Source organism: Zobellella iuensis, assembly GCF_016746085.1.
GTDB classification, from domain to species: Bacteria; Pseudomonadota; Gammaproteobacteria; order Enterobacterales; family Aeromonadaceae; genus Oceanimonas; species Oceanimonas iuensis.
This window is the reverse complement of sequence record NZ_JAERTZ010000021.1, coordinates 103,577-122,100: the sequence shown is the minus strand read 5'-3', so window position 1 is coordinate 122,100 and position 18,524 is coordinate 103,577. Positions and strand designations below refer to the sequence as shown.

General features: G+C 60.5%; 13 protein-coding genes. 6 read left to right on the top strand and 7 right to left on the bottom strand.

Going from position 1 to position 18,524, the window contains the following annotated elements:
• Positions 1–1,166: glycoside hydrolase family 32 protein (locus JKV55_RS10010; protein ID WP_202084795.1), on the top strand; the 1,166-nt coding region annotated here is incomplete at its 5' end.
• An 80-nt stretch (positions 1,167–1,246) separates the two neighbouring features.
• Here the strand turns inward: JKV55_RS10010 and JKV55_RS10005 are convergent.
• From JKV55_RS10005 to JKV55_RS09995, 3 genes are read right to left on the bottom strand one after another with little or no spacing between them, the layout of a single operon-like run.
• On the bottom strand, positions 1,247–2,593 hold the full coding sequence (locus JKV55_RS10005; RefSeq protein WP_202084793.1) for a short-chain fatty acid transporter: 1,347 nt from the start codon (positions 2,591–2,593) through the stop codon (positions 1,247–1,249).
• 21 nt (positions 2,594–2,614) lie between these two features.
• Positions 2,615–3,541 carry a bifunctional Delta(1)-pyrroline-2-carboxylate/Delta(1)-piperideine-2-carboxylate reductase gene (lhpI, locus tag JKV55_RS10000; protein WP_202084791.1) on the bottom strand — a complete coding sequence of 309 codons (927 nt, stop codon included), beginning with the start codon at positions 3,539–3,541 and terminating at the stop codon, positions 2,615–2,617.
• A 17-nt stretch (positions 3,542–3,558) separates the two neighbouring features.
• Positions 3,559–7,011, bottom strand: a complete 3,453-nt coding sequence (locus JKV55_RS09995) for a molybdopterin-dependent oxidoreductase (protein ID WP_202084789.1) — start codon at positions 7,009–7,011, stop codon at positions 3,559–3,561.
• Between the two features lie 70 nt (positions 7,012–7,081).
• On the opposite strand from JKV55_RS09995, the gene JKV55_RS09990 reads away from it, so the two are divergent.
• Positions 7,082–8,029, top strand: a complete 948-nt coding sequence (locus JKV55_RS09990) for a LysR family transcriptional regulator (RefSeq protein ID WP_202084788.1) — start codon at positions 7,082–7,084, stop codon at positions 8,027–8,029.
• 169 nt (positions 8,030–8,198) lie between these two features.
• Here JKV55_RS09990 and JKV55_RS09985 read toward each other — a convergent pair whose 3' ends face one another.
• Positions 8,199–8,651 carry an Lrp/AsnC family transcriptional regulator gene (locus JKV55_RS09985; RefSeq protein WP_202084786.1) on the bottom strand — a complete coding sequence of 151 codons (453 nt, stop codon included), beginning with the start codon at positions 8,649–8,651 and terminating at the stop codon, positions 8,199–8,201.
• A gap of 257 nt (positions 8,652–8,908) precedes the next feature.
• On the opposite strand from JKV55_RS09985, the gene putA reads away from it, so the two are divergent.
• Positions 8,909–12,526: a bifunctional proline dehydrogenase/L-glutamate gamma-semialdehyde dehydrogenase PutA gene (putA, locus tag JKV55_RS09980; RefSeq protein WP_202084784.1), complete on the top strand. Its 3,618-nt coding sequence runs from the start codon at positions 8,909–8,911 to the stop codon at positions 12,524–12,526.
• Positions 12,527–12,662: 136 nt separating this feature from the next.
• Positions 12,663–13,679 (top strand): LacI family DNA-binding transcriptional regulator, encoded by a 1,017-nt coding sequence (locus JKV55_RS09975; RefSeq protein WP_369409639.1) that lies wholly within the window; start codon positions 12,663–12,665, stop codon positions 13,677–13,679.
• Here JKV55_RS09975 and JKV55_RS09970 read toward each other — a convergent pair.
• The 3 genes from JKV55_RS09970 to JKV55_RS09960 form a co-directional block, all read right to left on the bottom strand.
• Positions 13,664–14,074 (bottom strand): hypothetical protein, encoded by a 411-nt coding sequence (locus JKV55_RS09970; protein WP_237332801.1) that lies wholly within the window; start codon positions 14,072–14,074, stop codon positions 13,664–13,666. The two genes, JKV55_RS09975 and JKV55_RS09970, sit on opposite strands and share 16 nt — an antisense overlap.
• Positions 14,075–14,239: 165 nt before the next feature.
• On the bottom strand, positions 14,240–14,452 hold the full coding sequence (locus JKV55_RS09965) for a hypothetical protein (protein ID WP_202084782.1): 213 nt from the start codon (positions 14,450–14,452) through the stop codon (positions 14,240–14,242).
• A gap of 162 nt (positions 14,453–14,614) precedes the next feature.
• Positions 14,615–14,854, bottom strand: a complete 240-nt coding sequence (locus tag JKV55_RS09960; RefSeq protein ID WP_202084780.1) for a hypothetical protein — start codon at positions 14,852–14,854, stop codon at positions 14,615–14,617.
• Positions 14,855–15,169: 315 nt separating this feature from the next.
• Here JKV55_RS09960 and JKV55_RS09955 point away from each other — a divergent pair, with 315 nt between their 5' ends.
• Both JKV55_RS09955 and gbdR read left to right on the top strand, forming a co-directional pair.
• Entirely contained in the window at positions 15,170–16,762 is a 1,593-nt protein-coding gene (locus tag JKV55_RS09955) for a BCCT family transporter (protein ID WP_369409638.1), read from the top strand.
• A 481-nt stretch (positions 16,763–17,243) separates the two neighbouring features.
• A complete protein-coding gene (gbdR, locus tag JKV55_RS09950; protein ID WP_202084776.1) occupies positions 17,244–18,296 on the top strand; it encodes a choline metabolism transcriptional regulator GbdR in 1,053 nt (350 codons plus the stop codon).
• The last annotated feature ends 228 nt before the right edge of the window (positions 18,297–18,524 follow it).

Below are 18,524 nucleotides of genomic sequence, written 5' to 3'. Positions count from 1 at the left end.
GGCACCTGGGCCTGGCCCTGGCGCCCACCGAGGACTACGAGCGCAACGGCTGCTACTCCGGCTCGGCGGTGGACAACAACGGCGAGCTGACCCTGATCTACACCGGCAACGTCAAATACGACCGGGAACGGCGCACCGCCTTCCAGTGCCTGGCGGTGGAGCGGGAATTCGGCGAGTTCGAGAAGCTGGGCCCGGTGCTGGAGTTGCCAGAGGGCTATACCGGCCATGTGCGGGACCCCAAGGTATGGTGGCACGACGGGCGCTGGTGGATGGTGCTGGCGGCCCAGAGCGAAGACGGCCAGGGCAAGGTGCTGCTCTACCAGAGCCCAAATCTGCACCACTGGCAGCAAACCGGGGTACTGGCCGGCAGTGGCGAGGGGAATATCGGCGAGTTCGGCTATATGTGGGAATGCCCGGATCTGTTCGAACTCGGTGGCCGCCAGGTGCTGATCTGCTGCCCCCAGGGCCTGCCGGCCGAGGCCGAGCGCTACCAGAACCTGTACCAGTGCGGCTGGCTGGCCGGCGAGCTGGACTGGCACAGCGGGCGCCTGGCCCACGGCGATTTCCATGAGCTGGATCTGGGCTTCGAATTCTATGCCCCGCAAACCACCCTGGACGACCAGGGCCGGCGCCTGCTGATCGGCTGGCTTGGCCTGCCCGACGACAACGAAGCCACCCAGCCCAGCCGGGAATACGGCTGGATGAACCAGCTCAGTTGCCCGCGGGTGTTAAGCTGGCGTGAGGGAAAGCTGTACCAGAACCCGGTACCTGAGCTGGCCGCCCTGCGCGGCGAGAAGCTGGACTGGCAGGGGCTGGCGGTGCAGGCGCCCCGGCTGCAGGGCGGCCGGGCCGAACTGGAACTCGGCATCAGCGGCGAGGTGCGGCTCTACCTGGGGCAGGCGGCGGTGCTGGAGCTCAATGCCGGCGGCCTTGAGCTCAGGCGGCTGAACTGGCGCAGCGGCGAATGGGAAAGCCGGCGCTGGCGCGGACCGGTGACGGCGCTGCGGCTGCTGCTCGACAGCTCCAGCATCGAGCTCTTTATCAACGGCGGGGAAGCGACGATGTCGGCCCGTTATTTCCCGGGGGCCAACCCCGAAATCCGCTGGGGCGGCGCGGGAGAAGTCCGCTTCTGCTACTGGCCGCTGGAGCCGGTGTTGCGCTCGTGACGGGGTGAATAGCCAAAGCAATAACGAAGGGGGATGGCCGATGCCCCGCCAAGACCTGCGGAGCATCGTGCAGAGTGCCGTCAGCCCAGCAGCAGTGCTAGACCGATGATTGCGCCGGTCACTAGCATCACGATCGCGCAATATCCCATGATATCCCTCGCTTTCAGGCCAGCAATGGCTAATGCGGGCAGGGCCCAAAACGGCTGCAGCATGTTCGTCCAACTGTCGCCCCAGGCAAACGCCATGGCCACTTTTGGAACATCGGCGTTTAGTGCCTGGGCTGCTTCCATTAGGATAGGGCCCTGTACGGCCCATTGGCCACCGCCGGATGGAATGAACATATTGATGATGCCGGCAGACAGGAAGCTCCATACCGGCAGAGTATCCGCACTCGATATATCGACAAACAGCTGCGCGAAGTCGCTTGCCAGTCCTGACTGGCTCATCATACCCATGACACCAGCATAGAAAGGAAACTGGATGATGACCCCGCTTGCACCTTTCACTGCTTCGTTCATCTGATCCAGAAAGTTGCGCAGGCTTTTGTGCAGGCCGATGCCGGCAAAGAGCAGTGCAAAGATGATGATGTTCAGATTCAGGCCACCGCCCTGCACGGCATAGGTGGTGATACCCGCAAAACCCATAATGGCGATTAGCAGCGCTGGCCAGAGTGCCTGCTCGATATGTTCGGCAGGTCGGGTGATTTTGGCTTTGCAGTGTTTTGGCTCATCGGTGTTGGCGGTCAAGGTGAAAGGCTTGTCGATGCTTTTCATAAGCAGATAGTTTGTCAGCGGCAGGACGATGAACATTGTGACGACCAATGTGATATTGAAGGCGCTGAATAGTGTGAGGTTTGTCGGAATAAGACCGACGCTCTCCTCAAGAAAGTTGCCGGGTGTCGCCAGCGTCAGCGGTACCGAGCCGGAGAGGCCCGCGTGCCAGATAAGAAATCCGGAATAGGCGCTGGAGATCAGCAACCGGTAGTCAACGCCGGCGATACGTTTGGCCAGCTCCTTGGCGAGTACCGCGCCGACGACCAGCCCTATTCCCCAGTTCAGCCAGCTGGCGGCGAGAGAAACCAGTGTCACGAGGACAATGGCACTTCCAGGTGTCTTTGCGGCGCAAGCAACGCGGGATACCAAATGTTTGAACAGCGGCGTGGTGGCGACGACGAAGCCGGCCACCAGTATCAGGACCATTTGCATTGCAAAGGTATGCAGCGTCCAAAAGCCATCCATCCAGTAATTGAGCATTGCTGTTGGTGTATGCCCTTTGAGTATGATACCAGTGGCCATTATCGCGATGGTGATGAGCACCACGATAACTAGAGGGTCAGGAAGGTACCGGTCGAAGATGCGAGTGCAAACATTGGTGAAATGGCCAAAGAATGATTTTCTTTCGGTTGTAGCCATCGTTTTGTTTAACATTTTTACTCTCCTGTAAGCCTCTTAACCCTGATAGACGAGCGATGCCGCCGCCAAGTCTTCGAGCGCGGTTCCAACCGCTTTGAATACTGTGTGTTCCCTATCCGATTGACGTATCCGGCACTTTCGCCGGCAAAGGTCTTCGAGGGTGCCGATGACAGAGCGCGGATCCAGGGCACCAGTCGACAGGGGTTGAAGCAAATCGCCGGATTTTTCTAGTGCCTCGGGTGTATCAATAAAAAGGCTGGCGTTGATGATGGCGCTGTTATCCGCTTCACGCATCTCGGGTGTGAAGCTCCCAATCAAATCGAGGTGGCTGCCGGGCTTGAGCCAGTCGCCTTTTACCAGAGGCTCTGTCGATAGGGTTGCGCAGCTGACAACATCGGCCCAGCCAACGGCCTGTGCCAGATCCGTGGCGGCACGCGCGGCTATACCATCCTGATTGAGTTGTGCGATCAGGCGCTCAGTCGCTAAGGGATTGACATCCCAGACCAGCACCTCATCAATGGGTAGGACTTCGCGGTAAGCGTAGGGAATGAGGCCGCCAACCCTTCCCGCTCCGAGCAGCGTGAGTTTTGATGAATTGGGGCGTGCGAGAAAAGACGCCGCTAATGCTGAGGCGGCAGCTGTTCTTCTTGAGGTAATTTCGTTTCCGTCGACCAGTGCGACGGGCTCACCGGTGGCCATATCGTACAGTGTATAGGTCGAGAAAAGACCGGGCAGAGATTTTTTTGCATTGTTGGGGGCAATGTTGACCGTTTTGATACCCATGAGTCCTGCTTCGCTCCACGCTGGCATTATCAGGGTTGTTAGCGGGTTTTCGTTCGTTCCGACGGCGTGAATGTGCCGCTGCGGTACGCTACAGTCGCTGTTGAACATGTTTTCCAATGCTGGAATCAGACGGGAAAAAGGCAGCGCGGTTCGCGTTTCATCACAACTGAATATTTTCATGCTTGGTTCTCTCCTTTCTATATATCCAGCTTCAGATCACTGACAGGCACTGCCTGACAGGTCAGACAGACGCTGGGATCTTCTGGCTCTTGGCCGTTGAGGTGATAGACCTTGCCGGACAGGATACGCACGGCGCAGCTCTCGCATTGACCTACCCTACAGCCACTTGGCAGCTTGAGGTGTTGTTTCTCCGCGAAAGTGAGTATTGGGCCAGACGAGGGTGTCCAGTTCAGGTCCTGTTGGTTGGAACGTATGAAGGAAATTCGGTATTGCTGGGTACCTTCAGGGGCGAGAGTCACGGGGGATCGAAATACCTCGCTGAAGATATCGAAGGAGGGCACGCCCTTTTCGATCAGTTGTTCGGTGATGACTTTCATCATGGGGCTTGGTCCACACAGGTAGAAGCGGGCTCGGCGGCTGATCAGGGAATCGGGCACAACGGCTGCAGACACAAGAATATCGGAGTCATAATCGGTACCTTTGGTATCGCCAGTCAGAGGTTTGTTGTAATAGTTGATGACATTGAGTCGTGGCAGTTGCCGTTTTAGTTGTTCCAAACGTTGCGCGAATGCATGGGTGGTGCTGTTGCGGTTCGAGTAGTGCAGCCATACCTCGGGCATGTTGTCAGCACCTACGAGAGATTCCAGATAGCTGATAAAAGGTGTAATGCCGATACCTCCAGCGAAGATCACTACCGGCTGCGGCAGTGAAATAGGCAGAACGAAGTTACCCCCGGGTGCACCGAGATGTACTTCTTGCCCGGGTTTAAGGAGTGTGTTGAGGTAGCTGGACATGCGGCCTTCGACGGCGTTACCGTGCTCGTCGAAGCCCCGCTGGTGGCGTACTGCGATGCTGTACGTTGTTCTCTCTTGCAGCTGAGCCGGTCCCGTCAGGGAGTAGGCGCGAGTTAGTTCATGCTCGGTGCTGCCTTTGTTGATGCATAGGGTGATATGTTGACCTGGCAGGTAGTTTGGCAGCAAAGAGCCGTCGGGAGTTACCAGCTCTATGGCGACGACCCCATCCGATTCTGGCCTAATGGTGCTTACCTTAAAGGGGCGCAATCCCTTCCAGGTGCGCCGTTTGAGATCCTGCTCGGGGTCAAGAAATACGTCACAGGGAAAGGCTCGCATCGGCACGGAACCACTGATTGGGTCTGAAGAGCGGGCACTGATCAGATTGTTGTAGTTGCTGTTACCCGCACCGACGATTGAAGATGCATTACGACCTAATTCTGCACATGCCTGCCACCAGCCGAATTCGGCGATGACAACATGGCTGTCGAGATCCGGGCTGAGGATGGCACTGAACCGGGCGTGTCCCTCAGTCGTTTCGATTTGGACCCAGTCACCTTCCTGAATGCCTTTTCGGTCGGCGAGCGTCTGACTTATTTGGACGACTGGTAGCGGAGAGCGTTTTCTCAGAGACACTAAGGATCGGTGCTGGCTGTGGCAAAAATAGCCGTTTTTCACCGAAGTTAGAGAGTAGGGATACCGGCTGTCTGTAGCGGGACCTTGCCGATCATCCGAGGGCAGGGGGGCGTAACCGTTGCGCAGCAGTGTTTCCGAATACAGCTCAACGCGTCCTGTCGGCGTATTGAAGCCACGAATCTTGCCGTCTGTTATCTCGGCATATTTTCGGGTTCTCTGGGTTAGTTTGTGGTGTATTCCTGCCGGATGCTGGCGTAACTGATCGACTGTCAGTCCAATCGGCTGCAGCATCCAATTCCAGCCGGCTTCGACACTACCGTTGAAAAACAGCTCGTCCATTCCGAGTTTTTCGGCCAAAGCGAACACGATCTCGGTATCGGATTTGGATTCTCCTCGTGGCGAGATCATCTGCTGTCTCAGTTGAATATGTTCCACCGCCTCTTCATTAATCTCGAAGCCTGCACGCAGTGCTTCGCGCTCCCACGGCGTATTCACCGGCAGGATAATATCCGCAAACTTGGCGGATGGTGTCTCGAATAGGTCACAATGAACGTGAAACTCCAGGCTTTTCAGTGCTTCAATACCCCGTGTCACGTCACCCTGACTGACAAGGGCGTTGGTGCCGAAACCGATGAAGGCTCGGACCTTGTAAGGCTGGCTGTCAATGATGGCGTTATAGAGGTCCAAGGTCTTGACCCAGCCTTGGGACGCAGGCCCCAGCGGCCGCTGTGCTAATCCCAGCGCCTTGCGTTTCTGAGCAGGGGAGATCAGCTCTTGACCATTGACGGAACGTAGCGGTAGTTGCGAATAAATACGATTTCCGCCCCGGGTATCGAAGCTGCCCGTTAGTGCATAGATGATGGCAACGGCGCGTTCAGTTTGGGTCGCGTTGACGTGCTGGCCGATGCCTGTCCAAGCGTGGTATGCCACCCGCTTACTGCTCGTGAGCAGTTTCGCTGCCCGTATCAGCTGCTGCTTGTCGACACCGGAAATATGTGCAACCACTTCCGGGGTGTAGTAGGCGCAGGCGCGCTCAAGTAAGGCGAAAACCGGCTCGCAAAGCACCTGCTCACCACTGAGAAGCTTCACGTGATAGCGGCCCGTCAGCGCACTGTGTGCGGCTTGGGAAAGAGAGTCATCGCTGACAGGGTCGTAGCTGGTTGGTCGGTTGGCTTCGCTGTCCCAGACGACGTAAGTGTTGGCGGAAGTCTGCGCGTGGCTGGATTTGCCGAGTAACGCGCAGTCCTTAGCACGTAGCAGTGTGGAGTCATCACAGCGAACCAGAAAGGGGGCGTTAGTCCAGTCTCGAACAAAGCGGGTATCATAATCACCACTTTCGATCAGCAGGCGGATCAGACCCAGGGCGACGGTTATGTCGGTTCCTGGTCGCACCTGTAGCCAGGCGTCGGCTTCGGCAGCCAGGGCTGTTTTGCGTGGGTCGATCACTATCATCCGAGCCCCTTTCTCGCGCCCGTTGCCGATGGCGTTGGCTTGGCTGAGCCAGGTACTGGTAGGGTTGTGACCCCAGAGCATAATCAGGTCTGCGTTGGCGTAGTCAGCCGTCGGCATGCCACAACCGAAGGTGAAGGCGTGAGCATAATCCTTGTGCCAGTTGCAGATTTCAGTGCCGTAGCAAATATTGGGGCTCTGGAAGGCGCGGACGAATCGCTCAATCCAGTCAATGCTATCGGAAATAGGTGTACCGCTGGGCGTGGTTACACCAAACGCGACAGACTCGGCACCGCTTTGTGCTTTTATATCTGTAAGCCGAGATGCAATGGTTTCAACTGCATCCTCCCAGGAAATCCTTTCCCAACCTGGATCCGTGTCTGTTTTTGGCCGGGTGCGGCGCATTGGGTACAGGATTCTGTTGGGGTTATGCACAAGTTCGGGTGCAGCACGTCCCTTCATGCACATGGCTGAACCGGTTGGATGCTCAGGGTCTGGTACGACATTAAGTAAGTCGTCATTTGAAACCCTGTTGATTGTTCCGCATCTAGAACGGCATAAGGTGCAGAAGCCGTGTTTTTCTTTGACTGGCATGGGTGATCTCCGGTCTGAAACTTAGGTCTGATACCGATCAAGCTAGCTGGAGTGACGTTGTATTGCTAATATGTATTATCAATCAACAAATATTGATAAAAACTATATGAATAGTGGTGTTACACTTCGACAGCTTGAATATCTGGTGGCACTTGCGGAAACCGGGCAGGTATCCAGGGCGGCGCTGAGGTGCCACGTCTCTCAGTCCTCGATGACCATTGCACTGAAAAATCTTGAGCAACGCCTTGGCGCGCAGCTCTTTGATCGTCATGCGAAAGGGGTTCGTTTAACCGAGATTGGGGAACGATTCGTGCTCAAAGCGCAGAGCATCGTGACAGGAGTGGACGAAGCAATTGCAGAGATTAGCCATTCACCAAACGACCTGTCGGGACGTGTGCGTATTGGAGTCACAGAAACTATATCGGCATACTTGATCCCTATGCTGGTAACGTCACTGTCTAGGCAATTCCCCAATTTGTGCATCGAAATGATTGAGCTTGATAGGGCCAGTATTGAAAAAGGGCTATTGGAAGAGGAATTCGATCTGGCATTTGTTCTCGTCTCCAATATGGAAGGCCAAGCCGAGCTTGAGTATGAGACCATGCTCCGTTCGCCCAGAAGACTCTGGCTGCATAGTGATAGTTCTTTGCAGTATCCTGAATTTTTGGGACTTGAAGAAATTGCGAAAAGCGATTTTATCCTGCTTGATATGGATGAACATGTGGCAACGGTGAACCGCTATTGGGGGGCTCACGGCCTTGAACCCAAGGTGGTTTTCAAGAGCAGCTCACTGGAGGCTGTGCGCAGCTTGGTTGCGTTGGGACAGGGGGTGACCATCCTTTCTGACCTAGTGTACCGGCCATTCTCACTGGAAGGGCGACGTATCATCCGGCGAGATCTGACTGACAACTTACCAACGATGGACGTTGGCTGCGTATGGAAAAAGTTGGAGTTGTTACCACGTAATGTGGAAGCCGTTATCGACTTTATTCGTAGGTCAATTAGTGAAAGCCGGTAATTTTCAAGGTGGTTGTTGCGTGAACTTGTCACGCTGTTTTTAGTGTTCAGCCACTTCACCAGTGATTGGCCCATGCGTTGTCCAAGAACAGCACAAGTGGCCACCGCCAGCTGCTCCTGTATCAGCAGCTGTGCCATCTACCAGTGATCCTACTATTCGGAACAGTGAGTTACAGGCCGATATCCCGCACGTTTTCCATCACCACGAAGGTACTGGTCTGCAGCACGTGGGGCAGGGCGGAGATTTTTTCCCCCAGCACCATGCGGTAGGACGCCATGTCCTTGGTGCGTATCTTCAGCAGGTAGTCGAAGCCGCCGGCGATCATATGGCACTGCTCCACCTCGGCTATCTTGAGCGCCGCCTTGTTGAAGGCGGTAAGGGCCTTGCTGCTGGTGTCGCTCAGGGTGATCTGCACAAAGGAGATATGGCTGAGCCCCAGTTTGCTCTGGTCCACCAGGGCGGTGTAGCCGGTGATATAGCCCTGCTCTTCCAGCCGGCGCATGCGCAGCTGGCAGGGGGTTTTCGACAGGCCGACTCGGGAGGCCAGCTCGGTGAGGGTGATGCGGGCGTTCTCCCGCAGCTCCTGGATGATCTGCAAGTCCGCCCTGTCCAGATTGCTCATCTTTCTTGCTCCTTTTTAGTCAAGATGCCCATGGCCTTATGGCATTGTGCGCCATCATCCCGCTCCGGGCGGTGCCACAAAAAACCGGTGTTGTGGTTAATGTGTCTATTTTTATCACTTTTCATGGTGATTAGTTAAAAAATTATGCCAGTAAAAAGTGATTTTGTGATGTTTGTTTTTGTTATATAGGAAAAACGGTTATTCACTTTCGGTTAGCATGATGCCAACAAAATCGTACACACCGAGGAGAAGGTCGGATGAAAGAACAAGCACTGTCGATGGCGGCTTGCCGGGAAACGATTCGTGGTCATTACCTGGCGGACGAGGCCGAGGTGGTCAAGGCCCTGGCGGCCGATGCCCGGGTGCCCGCCGACGTTCGCGCCCGCATCTCGGCCCGGGCGGCCGAACTGGTGCGCAACGTGCGTGCCAACTCCACCCCGACCATGATGGAAAAGTTCCTGGCCCAGTACGGCCTCACCACCAAGGAAGGCGTGGCGCTGATGTGCCTGGCCGAGGCGCTGCTGCGGGTGCCGGACAAGAGCACCATCGACGAGCTGATCGAAGACAAGATTTCATCCGGCAACTGGGGCGAGCACCGCGGCCGCTCCAACTCGTCGCTGATCAACAGCTCCACCTGGGCGCTGCTGGTTACCGGCAAGCTGCTGTCGCCGGTGGATCGCCAGGGGCTGGCGAACACCCTGCGCGGCATGGTCAAGCGCCTGGGCGAGCCGGTGGTGCGCACCGCCGTCGGTCAGGCGATGAAGGAGATGGGGCGCCAGTTCGTACTGGGCCGCAACATCGAGGAAGCGGTCAAGCGTGCGAAAAGCTACGAAGCCCGCGGCTATACCTACTCCTACGACATGCTGGGCGAGGCCGCCCGTACCGACGCCGACGCGCTGCGCTACCATCGGGCCTACTCCGCCGCCATCGCCGCCCTGGCGCCCCACTGCCGGCACCCGGACATTCGCCAGAACCCGGGTATTTCGGTCAAGCTGTCGGCGCTGCACGCCCGCTATGAGTTCGGCCAGAAAGCACGGGTGATGAACGAGCTGGTGCCCCGCACCCTGGAGCTGGCCAAACAGGCCAAGGCCGCCAACATGGGCTTCAACATCGACGCGGAAGAAGCGGATCGGCTGGACCTGTCCCTGGACGTGATCGAAGCGGTGCTGTCCGATCCCGCCCTGGCGGGCTGGGACGGCTTCGGCATCGTAGTGCAGGCCTTCGGCAAGCGGGCCGCCCACGTGCTCGACTGGCTGTACGCCCTGTCCGAGAAGCTCGACCGTCGCATCATGGTGCGGCTGGTAAAAGGCGCCTACTGGGATGCGGAGATCAAGCGCGCCCAGGTGATGGGGCTGGCGGACTTCCCGGTGTTCACCCGCAAGGTCAACAGCGATCTGTCCTACATCGCCTGCGCCAAGAAGCTGCTGGCCATGACCGACCGCATCTACCCCCAGTTCGCCACCCACAACGCCCATTCGGTGTCGGCCATCCTCGAGCTGGCCCAGGGCCGCGACTGCTTCGAATTCCAGCGCCTGCACGGCATGGGCGAATCGCTGCACGACGCCGTGCTCACCAAGCAGGGCACCCGCTGTCGCATCTACGCGCCGGTGGGCGCCCACCAGGATCTGCTGGCCTACCTGGTGCGCCGCCTGCTCGAGAACGGCGCCAACAGCTCCTTCGTCAACCAGATTGTCGACACCCGCATCCAGCCCGAGGACATCGCCCGGGATCCCTTCGATGCGGTGGCGGCCATGGGCGACCAGGTGTCGAGCAAGACCATTGCCCGTCCCGCCGATCTCTATGGTGCCAAGCGGCGCAACTCACGGGGCTGGGATTTCACCAACCCGGTGGAAGTGGCGGAAATCGATGCCGCCCGCGCCCCCTTCCTGCGCCATCAGTGGAGCGGTGGCCCGGTGATCGCGGGCCCGGTGCAGAGCACCCGGGTCGAGCAAGTGCGCAACCCGGCGGTGCCGTCGGATCTGGTGGGCCAGGTGGTCCAGGCCTCGGCAGAGGATATCGACACCGCCATCGCCGCCGCCCGTACCGGCTTCGAGGCCTGGTCCGCGCTGCCGGTGGCGGAGCGCAGCGCGCGCATCCGCCGCGTGGCCGACCTGTTCGAGGAGCACGCTGCCGAGCTGTTCGCCCTGGCGACCCGGGAAGCGGGCAAGAGCCTGCCGGATGCGATTGCCGAAATCCGCGAGGCCGTCGACTTCGCCCGTTACTATCCGAACGAAGCCGAGCGCAACCAGGACTTCGGCACCGGCCGGGGCGTGATCGCCTGTATCTCGCCCTGGAACTTCCCCCTGGCCATCTTCGCCGGCCAGGTGCTGGCGGGGCTGGCGGCGGGCAACGCCGTCATCGCCAAGCCGGCCGGCCAGACCGCGCTGATCGCCGCCCGGGCGGTCGAGCTGATGCACGAGGCCGGCATTCCCCGCGCGGCCATCCAGCTGCTGCCCGGCAGCGGCAGCACCGTGGGCGCGGCCCTGACCTCGGACCCGCGCATCGATGGCGTCTGCTTTACCGGCTCCACCGCCACCGCCCAGCACATCAACAAGGTGATGGCCGAGTCCATGGCGCCTGACGCGCCCCTGGTGGCCGAAACCGGCGGCCTCAACGCCATGATAGTGGACTCCACCGCACTGCCGGAGCAGGTGGTGCGCGACGTGCTGGCCTCTTCCTTCCAGAGCGCCGGCCAGCGCTGCTCCGCCCTGCGCATGCTCTATGTGCAGAAGGACATCGCCGAGCACCTGCTGGAGATGCTGTTCGGGGCCATGGACGAGCTGCGCCTGGGCAACCCCTGGCAGCTCGACACCGACGTGGGTCCGGTGATCGATGAGAACGCCAAGCGCGGCATCGAGGCGCACTGCGAAAAATTCGCGCGCCGGGGGCGGGTGCTCAAGCAACTGCCGGTGCCCGCCGAGGGGCTCTTCGTGGCGCCCACGGTGATCAAGCTCGACGGCATCCACGAGCTGGAGGAGGAGATCTTCGGGCCCGTGCTGCATGTGGCCACCTTTGAGGCGGATGAACTCGACCAGGTGGTGGACCAGATCAACGCCCAGGGCTTCGGCCTGACCTTCGGCCTGCACACCCGGGTCGACAAGCGGGTGGAGCGCATCGTCAACCGCATCAAGGTCGGCAATATCTACGTCAACCGCAACCAGATCGGCGCCATCGTCGGCTCCCAGCCCTTCGGCGGCGAAGGCCTCTCGGGCACCGGCCCCAAGGCCGGTGGTCCCCAGTATGTGCGCCGCTTTATGGCCTCCGGGTCGGCGCAGGGCGTGGCGGCCGCCGCGGCCGCTACCCTTAGCGCGGAACAGCTGCAGAGCGCCATCGACCGGCTGAACGGCAAGGACTGGGCCCAGGCCCAACACCGGGCCGAGCGGCTGGCGGCCATCTTCGGTACCGTGCCGGCGGCGCTGGACGCCGCCCCGGAAGAGATGCCGGGCCCCACCGGCGAGCTCAACCGGCTGCGCTGCTGTGCCCGTGGCACCCTGCTCTGTCTGGGGCCGGATCTGGCCTCGGCCATGCAGCAGGCCGGCACCGCCCTGTCCCAGGGCAACGCCGTGGTGGTGGTGGCGCCGGGGGCGAGTGCGGCGCTGGCCGGCGCCGACGCGGCGGCTATTCCGGCCATCGGCCTGGACGGCCTGCTGCAGCCCGCCGCCCTCGAAACCCTTACCGGCTTCGAGGCGGTGGCAAGCCACGCCGACAGCGCCACCCTGCGCCAGTACCGGCTGGCCCTGGCGCGGCGCGACGGCGCCCTGCTGCCGCTCATCACCGAGCAGGACGCGCCCGAGCGCTTCGTGATCGAACGCCACCTGTGCATCGACACCACGGCGGCCGGCGGCAACGCCAGCCTGATCGCGGCCTCGGAGTAAGCGGCCGGACGACGGCCCTGGTCCCGCCTGGCAGGCGGGGCCAGGGCCGTTACTTCCGAATCCGGGTGTTCATGGTGCTGGCGGTCGATCTCAGGACGGGTAGAATGGGATCATCTGCCAACAAGATGCTAGACACGTGGATAAGAAGAAACTGACCATAGCCCGGCTGGCGGAGCTGGCCGGGGTGTCCAAGGCCACCGCCAGCCTGGTGATGAACGGCAAGGCCGGCCAGTACCGCATTGCCGACGAAACCCGCGAACGGGTGATGGCGGTGGCCAAGCGCTACCAGTACCAGCCCAACCTCCATGCCCGCGCCCTGGGCTCCCACCGCAGTCACACCCTGGGGCTGGTGATCCCCGATCTTACCAACTTCGGCTTCGCCAGCATCGCCAAGGCCCTGGAATCCCGTTGCCGGGAAGCCGGGCTGCAGTTGCTGATCGCCTGCTCCGATGACGATCCCGAGCTGGAGCAACAGGTGGTGGCGGGGCTGATCCAGCGCCAGGTGGATGCCCTGATCGTGGCCTCCAGCGCCACCGACGACGCTCCTTATCGCCAGCTGAGCGAACGGCTGCCGGTGATCCAGCTCGACCGCCATATCGGTCAGTCGAGCCTGCCGCTGGTGATTTCCGACGCCTGCCGGGCCACGGCGGAGCTGGTGCAGTTTATGGCCCGGGGGCAGGAGGCGGTGTATTTTCTGGGCGGGCAGCTGGCGCTGTCGCCCAGCCGCCACCGCCTGGCGGGTTATGAGCTGGGGTTGCAGCGGGCCGGGATAGAAGCCAGGCCGGAATGGATCTGGACGGCGGACTATCGCTCGCTATCGGGCTACCGCATGATGGCCGAGCTGCACCGGGAGCTGGGCCGGCTGCCCGGGGCCCTTTTTACCGCTTCCTTTACCCTGCTCGAAGGGGTACTGCGTTACCTCAACGAGCACCATTTGCTGGCCGAGCCGATCCGGCTCGGTACCTTCGACGATCATGAACTGCTCGACTGCCTGCCGATTGCGGTGGATGCGGTGGCCCAGGATTGCGACGCCCTGGCCGGGGCGGCCTTCGAGCTGTGCAGCCTGCTGCTTCGGGGGGAAACCCTGGTCAAGGCCGCCCATGTGGTGCCGACCAGGGTCCATTGGCGCAGCCGCGCTCAGTGCGCGGCGTAGGTACCGGAGCGGGACAGGGAGGCCACCAGCAGCTGGGCTTCGCTGACGGAGTCCAGCGGCTCGACCAACACCTCGTCCTGCTGCCAGTCGATACGGGTGCCGGTGGCGGCGTAGAGCTGCTCGTTCAGGCTGTCGGGCGTGATCTGCTGCTGCCGCTCGGCCTTGCCGCCCGGCAGGTAGATGGTGCCGTTGGAGAAGTCGACCGCGAAGGCCACCACCCCGGGCACGATAAAGAACAGCAGGCCGATGCCGTTGGCGATGGCCACCACCGGATCGATGCGGCCGCTGATCTGGCCCTTGCGTTCGGGATAGAAGATGGTGCCGCAGGCGGCCAGCTGGGTGGTGAGCACCCCGGCCAGGGCCAGTGCCAGCGACTTTTGCTTGAGCCCTGTCATACAGTTACCTCTGTGTGGTTAAACGCGGCTCCAGTTTATACGATAACGGTATTATCTGAATCCGTTTTTGGCGGGCTGTGACAGTGGCTGGCGCCGGTGCAACCGGCCTGGAGGGGGATAAAAGCGCTAACGTAAGGCATAGTGGTGCCTTACGTTAGCGTGTGATCAGGCTTTGAACAGCCGGTGGAAGGCCTCGGCGTGATCCTCGCTGGCCTGTTGCTTGTCGTCGAAAGCCCGGGTGACGTCCTCCAGAGAGCAGGCGTCTTCCCTGAACTCCAGCACCTTGCGATCGTAATGGTCGCTCGCCGCTTTCAGTTTCGCCCTTTTTTCCTGCAGTTCGTCCCAGGCGTCTTTGGTTGCTTCGCTGTACTTGGCCATTAGGGTACCTCCTGTGTGGTTGAGCCCCTAAAGTGTAGTACGAGGCACCGGGCATGGCGGCCGGCCCGTTAAACGGGCCCCATGGCAAACCACGGCGTCGGTGGTGAAAAGGTCCACTGAAGTGGATCCTACGAATACGGGAGGCAGCTGTAAGGGCCGACTTCAGTCGACCGAATGGTCCAAACACCCTTCCACCAGGGCCAGCACCTCCGGGTGCAGCAGTTCCCGTTTGGCCAGCAGGGCTTGCAGCCGTTCCCGCCACAGGGCGCCGTCCGGGCCGGCCAATTGCGCCGCCAGCAGCGGGCCGCATTCCGTCAGCGACAGCCGGCCGGCCTCCGCCAGCCCCCAGGCCTGTAGCTGGGCCCTGAAATCGTCCTGATCGATAAGCTCGGTGATCATCATCGTTGGTTCCTCCGCAGTTTTGCCCCAGCCTAAGCAGGCCCCGCATCCTGGGCAAGGGGCCTTGCGTCATCATGTCGTATCCAGAACAGAGAAGACGGAAGGGGACGCCCCCGGATAACCCGGTGTCGTACCGAAGAAGTTTTGAACAGCCGTTAGCTGTTGTGATAAGGGCCGGTATTTGCTGGTCGCGACCAAGGCTTGTAACAGGACACGATCAGCCAATACCGAAGGAAATAAGCAAAGGGTCGTGAGGACGACAGACCCGCGGCTTATCGAGTTGCAATAGCCCCCAATCCCCGACGGAGATCTTGTCCTATGTTAGGCAAAGATGGAATTTTGAAAGGAATGAGTCCGGCGGCAACGATCAGCTCTATGGTGATCGTTACCTTGTTTGTGTTGGGCGGAGCCCTGTTTCCGGACTCCGCCGCCGCCCTGTTCGACACCTTGTCAGGAGGTATTCTCAGCCACTTCAAATGGTACTACATCGCCATCGTCGCGCTGATGCTGGTGTTCTGCGTGGTACTGGCCTGCAGCCGTTTCGGCCAGCTGCGCCTGGGTGCCGATGATTCCAGGCCGGAATACAGCCTGTTCTCCTGGTTCGCCATGTTGTTCAGCGCCGGCATGGGCATCGGCCTGGTGTTCTGGTCCATCGCCGAGCCCATTTACCACTTCCAGAGCAATCCCTTTATCGCACAGGGCATGACCACCGAAGCGGCGGAAGTGGCCATGCGCATCACCTACTTCCACTGGGGCCTGCACCCCTGGGCCATCTACGTGGTGGTGGGGCTGGCGCTGGCCTACTTCTCCTACCGCAAGGGACTGCCGCTGACCATCCGCTCCGCCCTCTATCCGCTGATCGGCCAGCGCATCTACGGCTGGATGGGCCATACCGCCGACGTGCTGGCGGTGTTCGGCACCGTGTTCGGGGTGGCCACCTCCCTCGGCCTGGGCGTGGCCCAGATCAACACCGGCCTCAACCACCTGTTCGGGGTGGAGATCAGCACCACCAACCAACTGGTGCTGATCCTGGTGATTTCTCTTATCGCCACCGCCTCGGTGCTGTCCGGCATCGGCCGCGGAGTGAAATGGCTGTCGGAGATCAACATCTGGCTGACCGTGGCCATACTGCTGTTCCTGCTAGTGTACGGCCCCACCCGTTACCTGCTGCAGAGCTATGTGCAGGGCATCGGTGACTACCTGGCCCATGTGGTGCCGCTCAGCACCTGGACCGACGCCAACAAAGACAGCCAGTGGCAGTCCTGGTGGACGGTGTTCTACTGGGCCTGGTGGATGTCCTGGTCGCCCTTCGTCGGCATGTTTATCGCCCGCATTTCCAAAGGGAGAACCATCCGCGAGTTCATCTGCGGCGTACTGCTGGTGCCCACCCTGCTCGGCATGCTGTGGCTGACCCTGTTCGGCGGCACCGCGCTCTACCTTGAGCTGACCCACACCGTGACCAACGCCGCCGGCGAGGTGGTCTCGGCCATCGGCCAGGTCGGCATCGCCACCGCCGTGGGCGAAAACGTGACCTCGGCGCTGTATGCCACCCTGAGCCTGCTCGACGGCGGCACTATGGGTTACATGGCCGCCGTGCTGGCCACGGTGCTGGTCGCGCTTTACTTCATCACCTCCGCCGACTCCGGCACCCTGGTGGTGACCACCATCCTCTCGCTGGGCGAGGAGCACCCGCCGCGCAGCCAGCGGGTGATATGGAGCCTGGCGGTCGCCGCCGTGGCCGCCATCCTGATGATGGCGGGCGGGCTCAAGGCGCTGCAAACCGCCTCCATCATCGCCGCCTTCCCCTTCTCGGCGGTGATCATGGTGATGATGTGGGGCCTGTTCCGCGCCCTGCACCAGGAGTTGCCCGCCCCACAGCCTAAGCCGGTGAAGGTGCCGCCGGCTTCCTGACCACAAGGGGGGCTTGCCCCCCTTCAGCTTGTCTTTTTTGGGGCAGCCTTGCCCCAATTTGGATCCTCGCCAGACGTCCAATCATACTATCCCTTTATAGGTAATCACGTCAGCCCGGGAAACCGTCTCAAATGCGCCTTCTTGCGGAAGTTTTTGTGCATTTTTTCAGCTAATCAAGCTGGCACGCATATTGCCTTTGTAATGGAGGGAAAGGATTGTGACGCCCGGCTTTTTTCGGCCGGCGAGCAGCACCCGAGTCCGCGGATACATGCGTCATGGCTGAATTATCATGCTTTAGTCGCAAGTTGTGACTGAACGCCGAAAAATCACGGCTCATCGGATTTCCAAGACATGGCCGGGTGTTATATATTTTTTAAATGGGTGTATTTGGGATGTAAATGGCAAAGTCCCGCCATCGCATCGCCATCTTATGTAGACAGGGTTCCCGACTGCCTCCGCGCAGGGACCAGGAGCAAGAGCAATGAGCCAAACACAACGCGTCGGTTTTTTACTGGTAGACAACTTCACCATGATCTCCCTTGCCTCCGCCATCGAGCCCCTGCGCATGGCCAACCAGCTCTCGGGCCAGCCGCTCTACGAGTGGGTGATGCTCAGTGAGACCGGCCAGCCGGTGCGGGCCAGCGACAACATCATGGTGACCCCGGATCACGGCATTCACGACTGCGGCCATATCGACATGATGCTGCTGTGCGGCGGGGTAGGGGTGGCCAACGCCCGCAGCCGAAACCTGCGCGCCTGGCTGCAGCAACTGGCCCACCGCCGGGTCAAGCTCGGCGCCCTGTGCACCGGCAGCTACCTGCTGGCCGATGCCGGCGTGCTCACCGGCTACCGCTGCACCCTGCACTGGGAATACATGGCCGCCTTCAAGGAAGCCTTTCCGCAGCTGGAAACCAGCAACGCCCTCTACTGCATCGACCGGGATCGCCTCACCAGCAGCGGCGGCACCGTGCCCATGGACATGATGCTGCACCTGATCGAAAAAGAGCACTCCAGCGCGCTCAGCACCGCCATCTGCGACATGTTCCTGTGCGAGCGCATCCGCGAAGGCCAGGAAGAGCAGCGCGTGCCCCTGCGCCACCTGGTGGGCTCGGCCCAGCCCAAGCTGGCCGAGGTGGTGGCACTGATGGAAGCCAACCTCGAAGAGCCCATCACCCTGGACGAGCTGTCCCACTACGTGGGGCTGTCGCGCCGCCAGGTGGAGCGGCTGTTCCAGCGCCATGTGAAGTGCTCGCCCTCCCGCTACTACCTGAACCTGCGGCTCAAGCGGGCGCGCCAGCTGTTGCGCCAGACCTCCTATTCCATCATCGATATCGCCACCGCTTGTGGCTTCGTTTCCACCCCCCATTTCAGCAAGTGCTACCGGGAGAACTTCGGCGTACCGCCCCGGGACGACCGCTGCGGCCGCTCCGCGCCCAAGGCCGAGGAAATCTCCCCGGTCATGCCCGAACTGGAGCTCAACACCCGCCTGGAATCGGCCCGCGGCGAACCCACCTTCGCCTCTATCCCCCTTTAAGGCCGGTTTCCCTTATCGACATCAAGGCCCCGCGACGGGGCCTTTTTTCGGCCGAATATTGGAGCACAGGCGGCTCGCCTGCCTTCCCGCGCAGCGGGAACCGGTTTTTCGGTTCAGTGAACTGGCCGCTTCCTGAGTCCATGAGGTGTGTTATCATCCATACAGGTTCACAAACACAACAGGAAAAGACCATGCGTTACAAGCGTAGAGCGTTACGGGCTGTTGGTT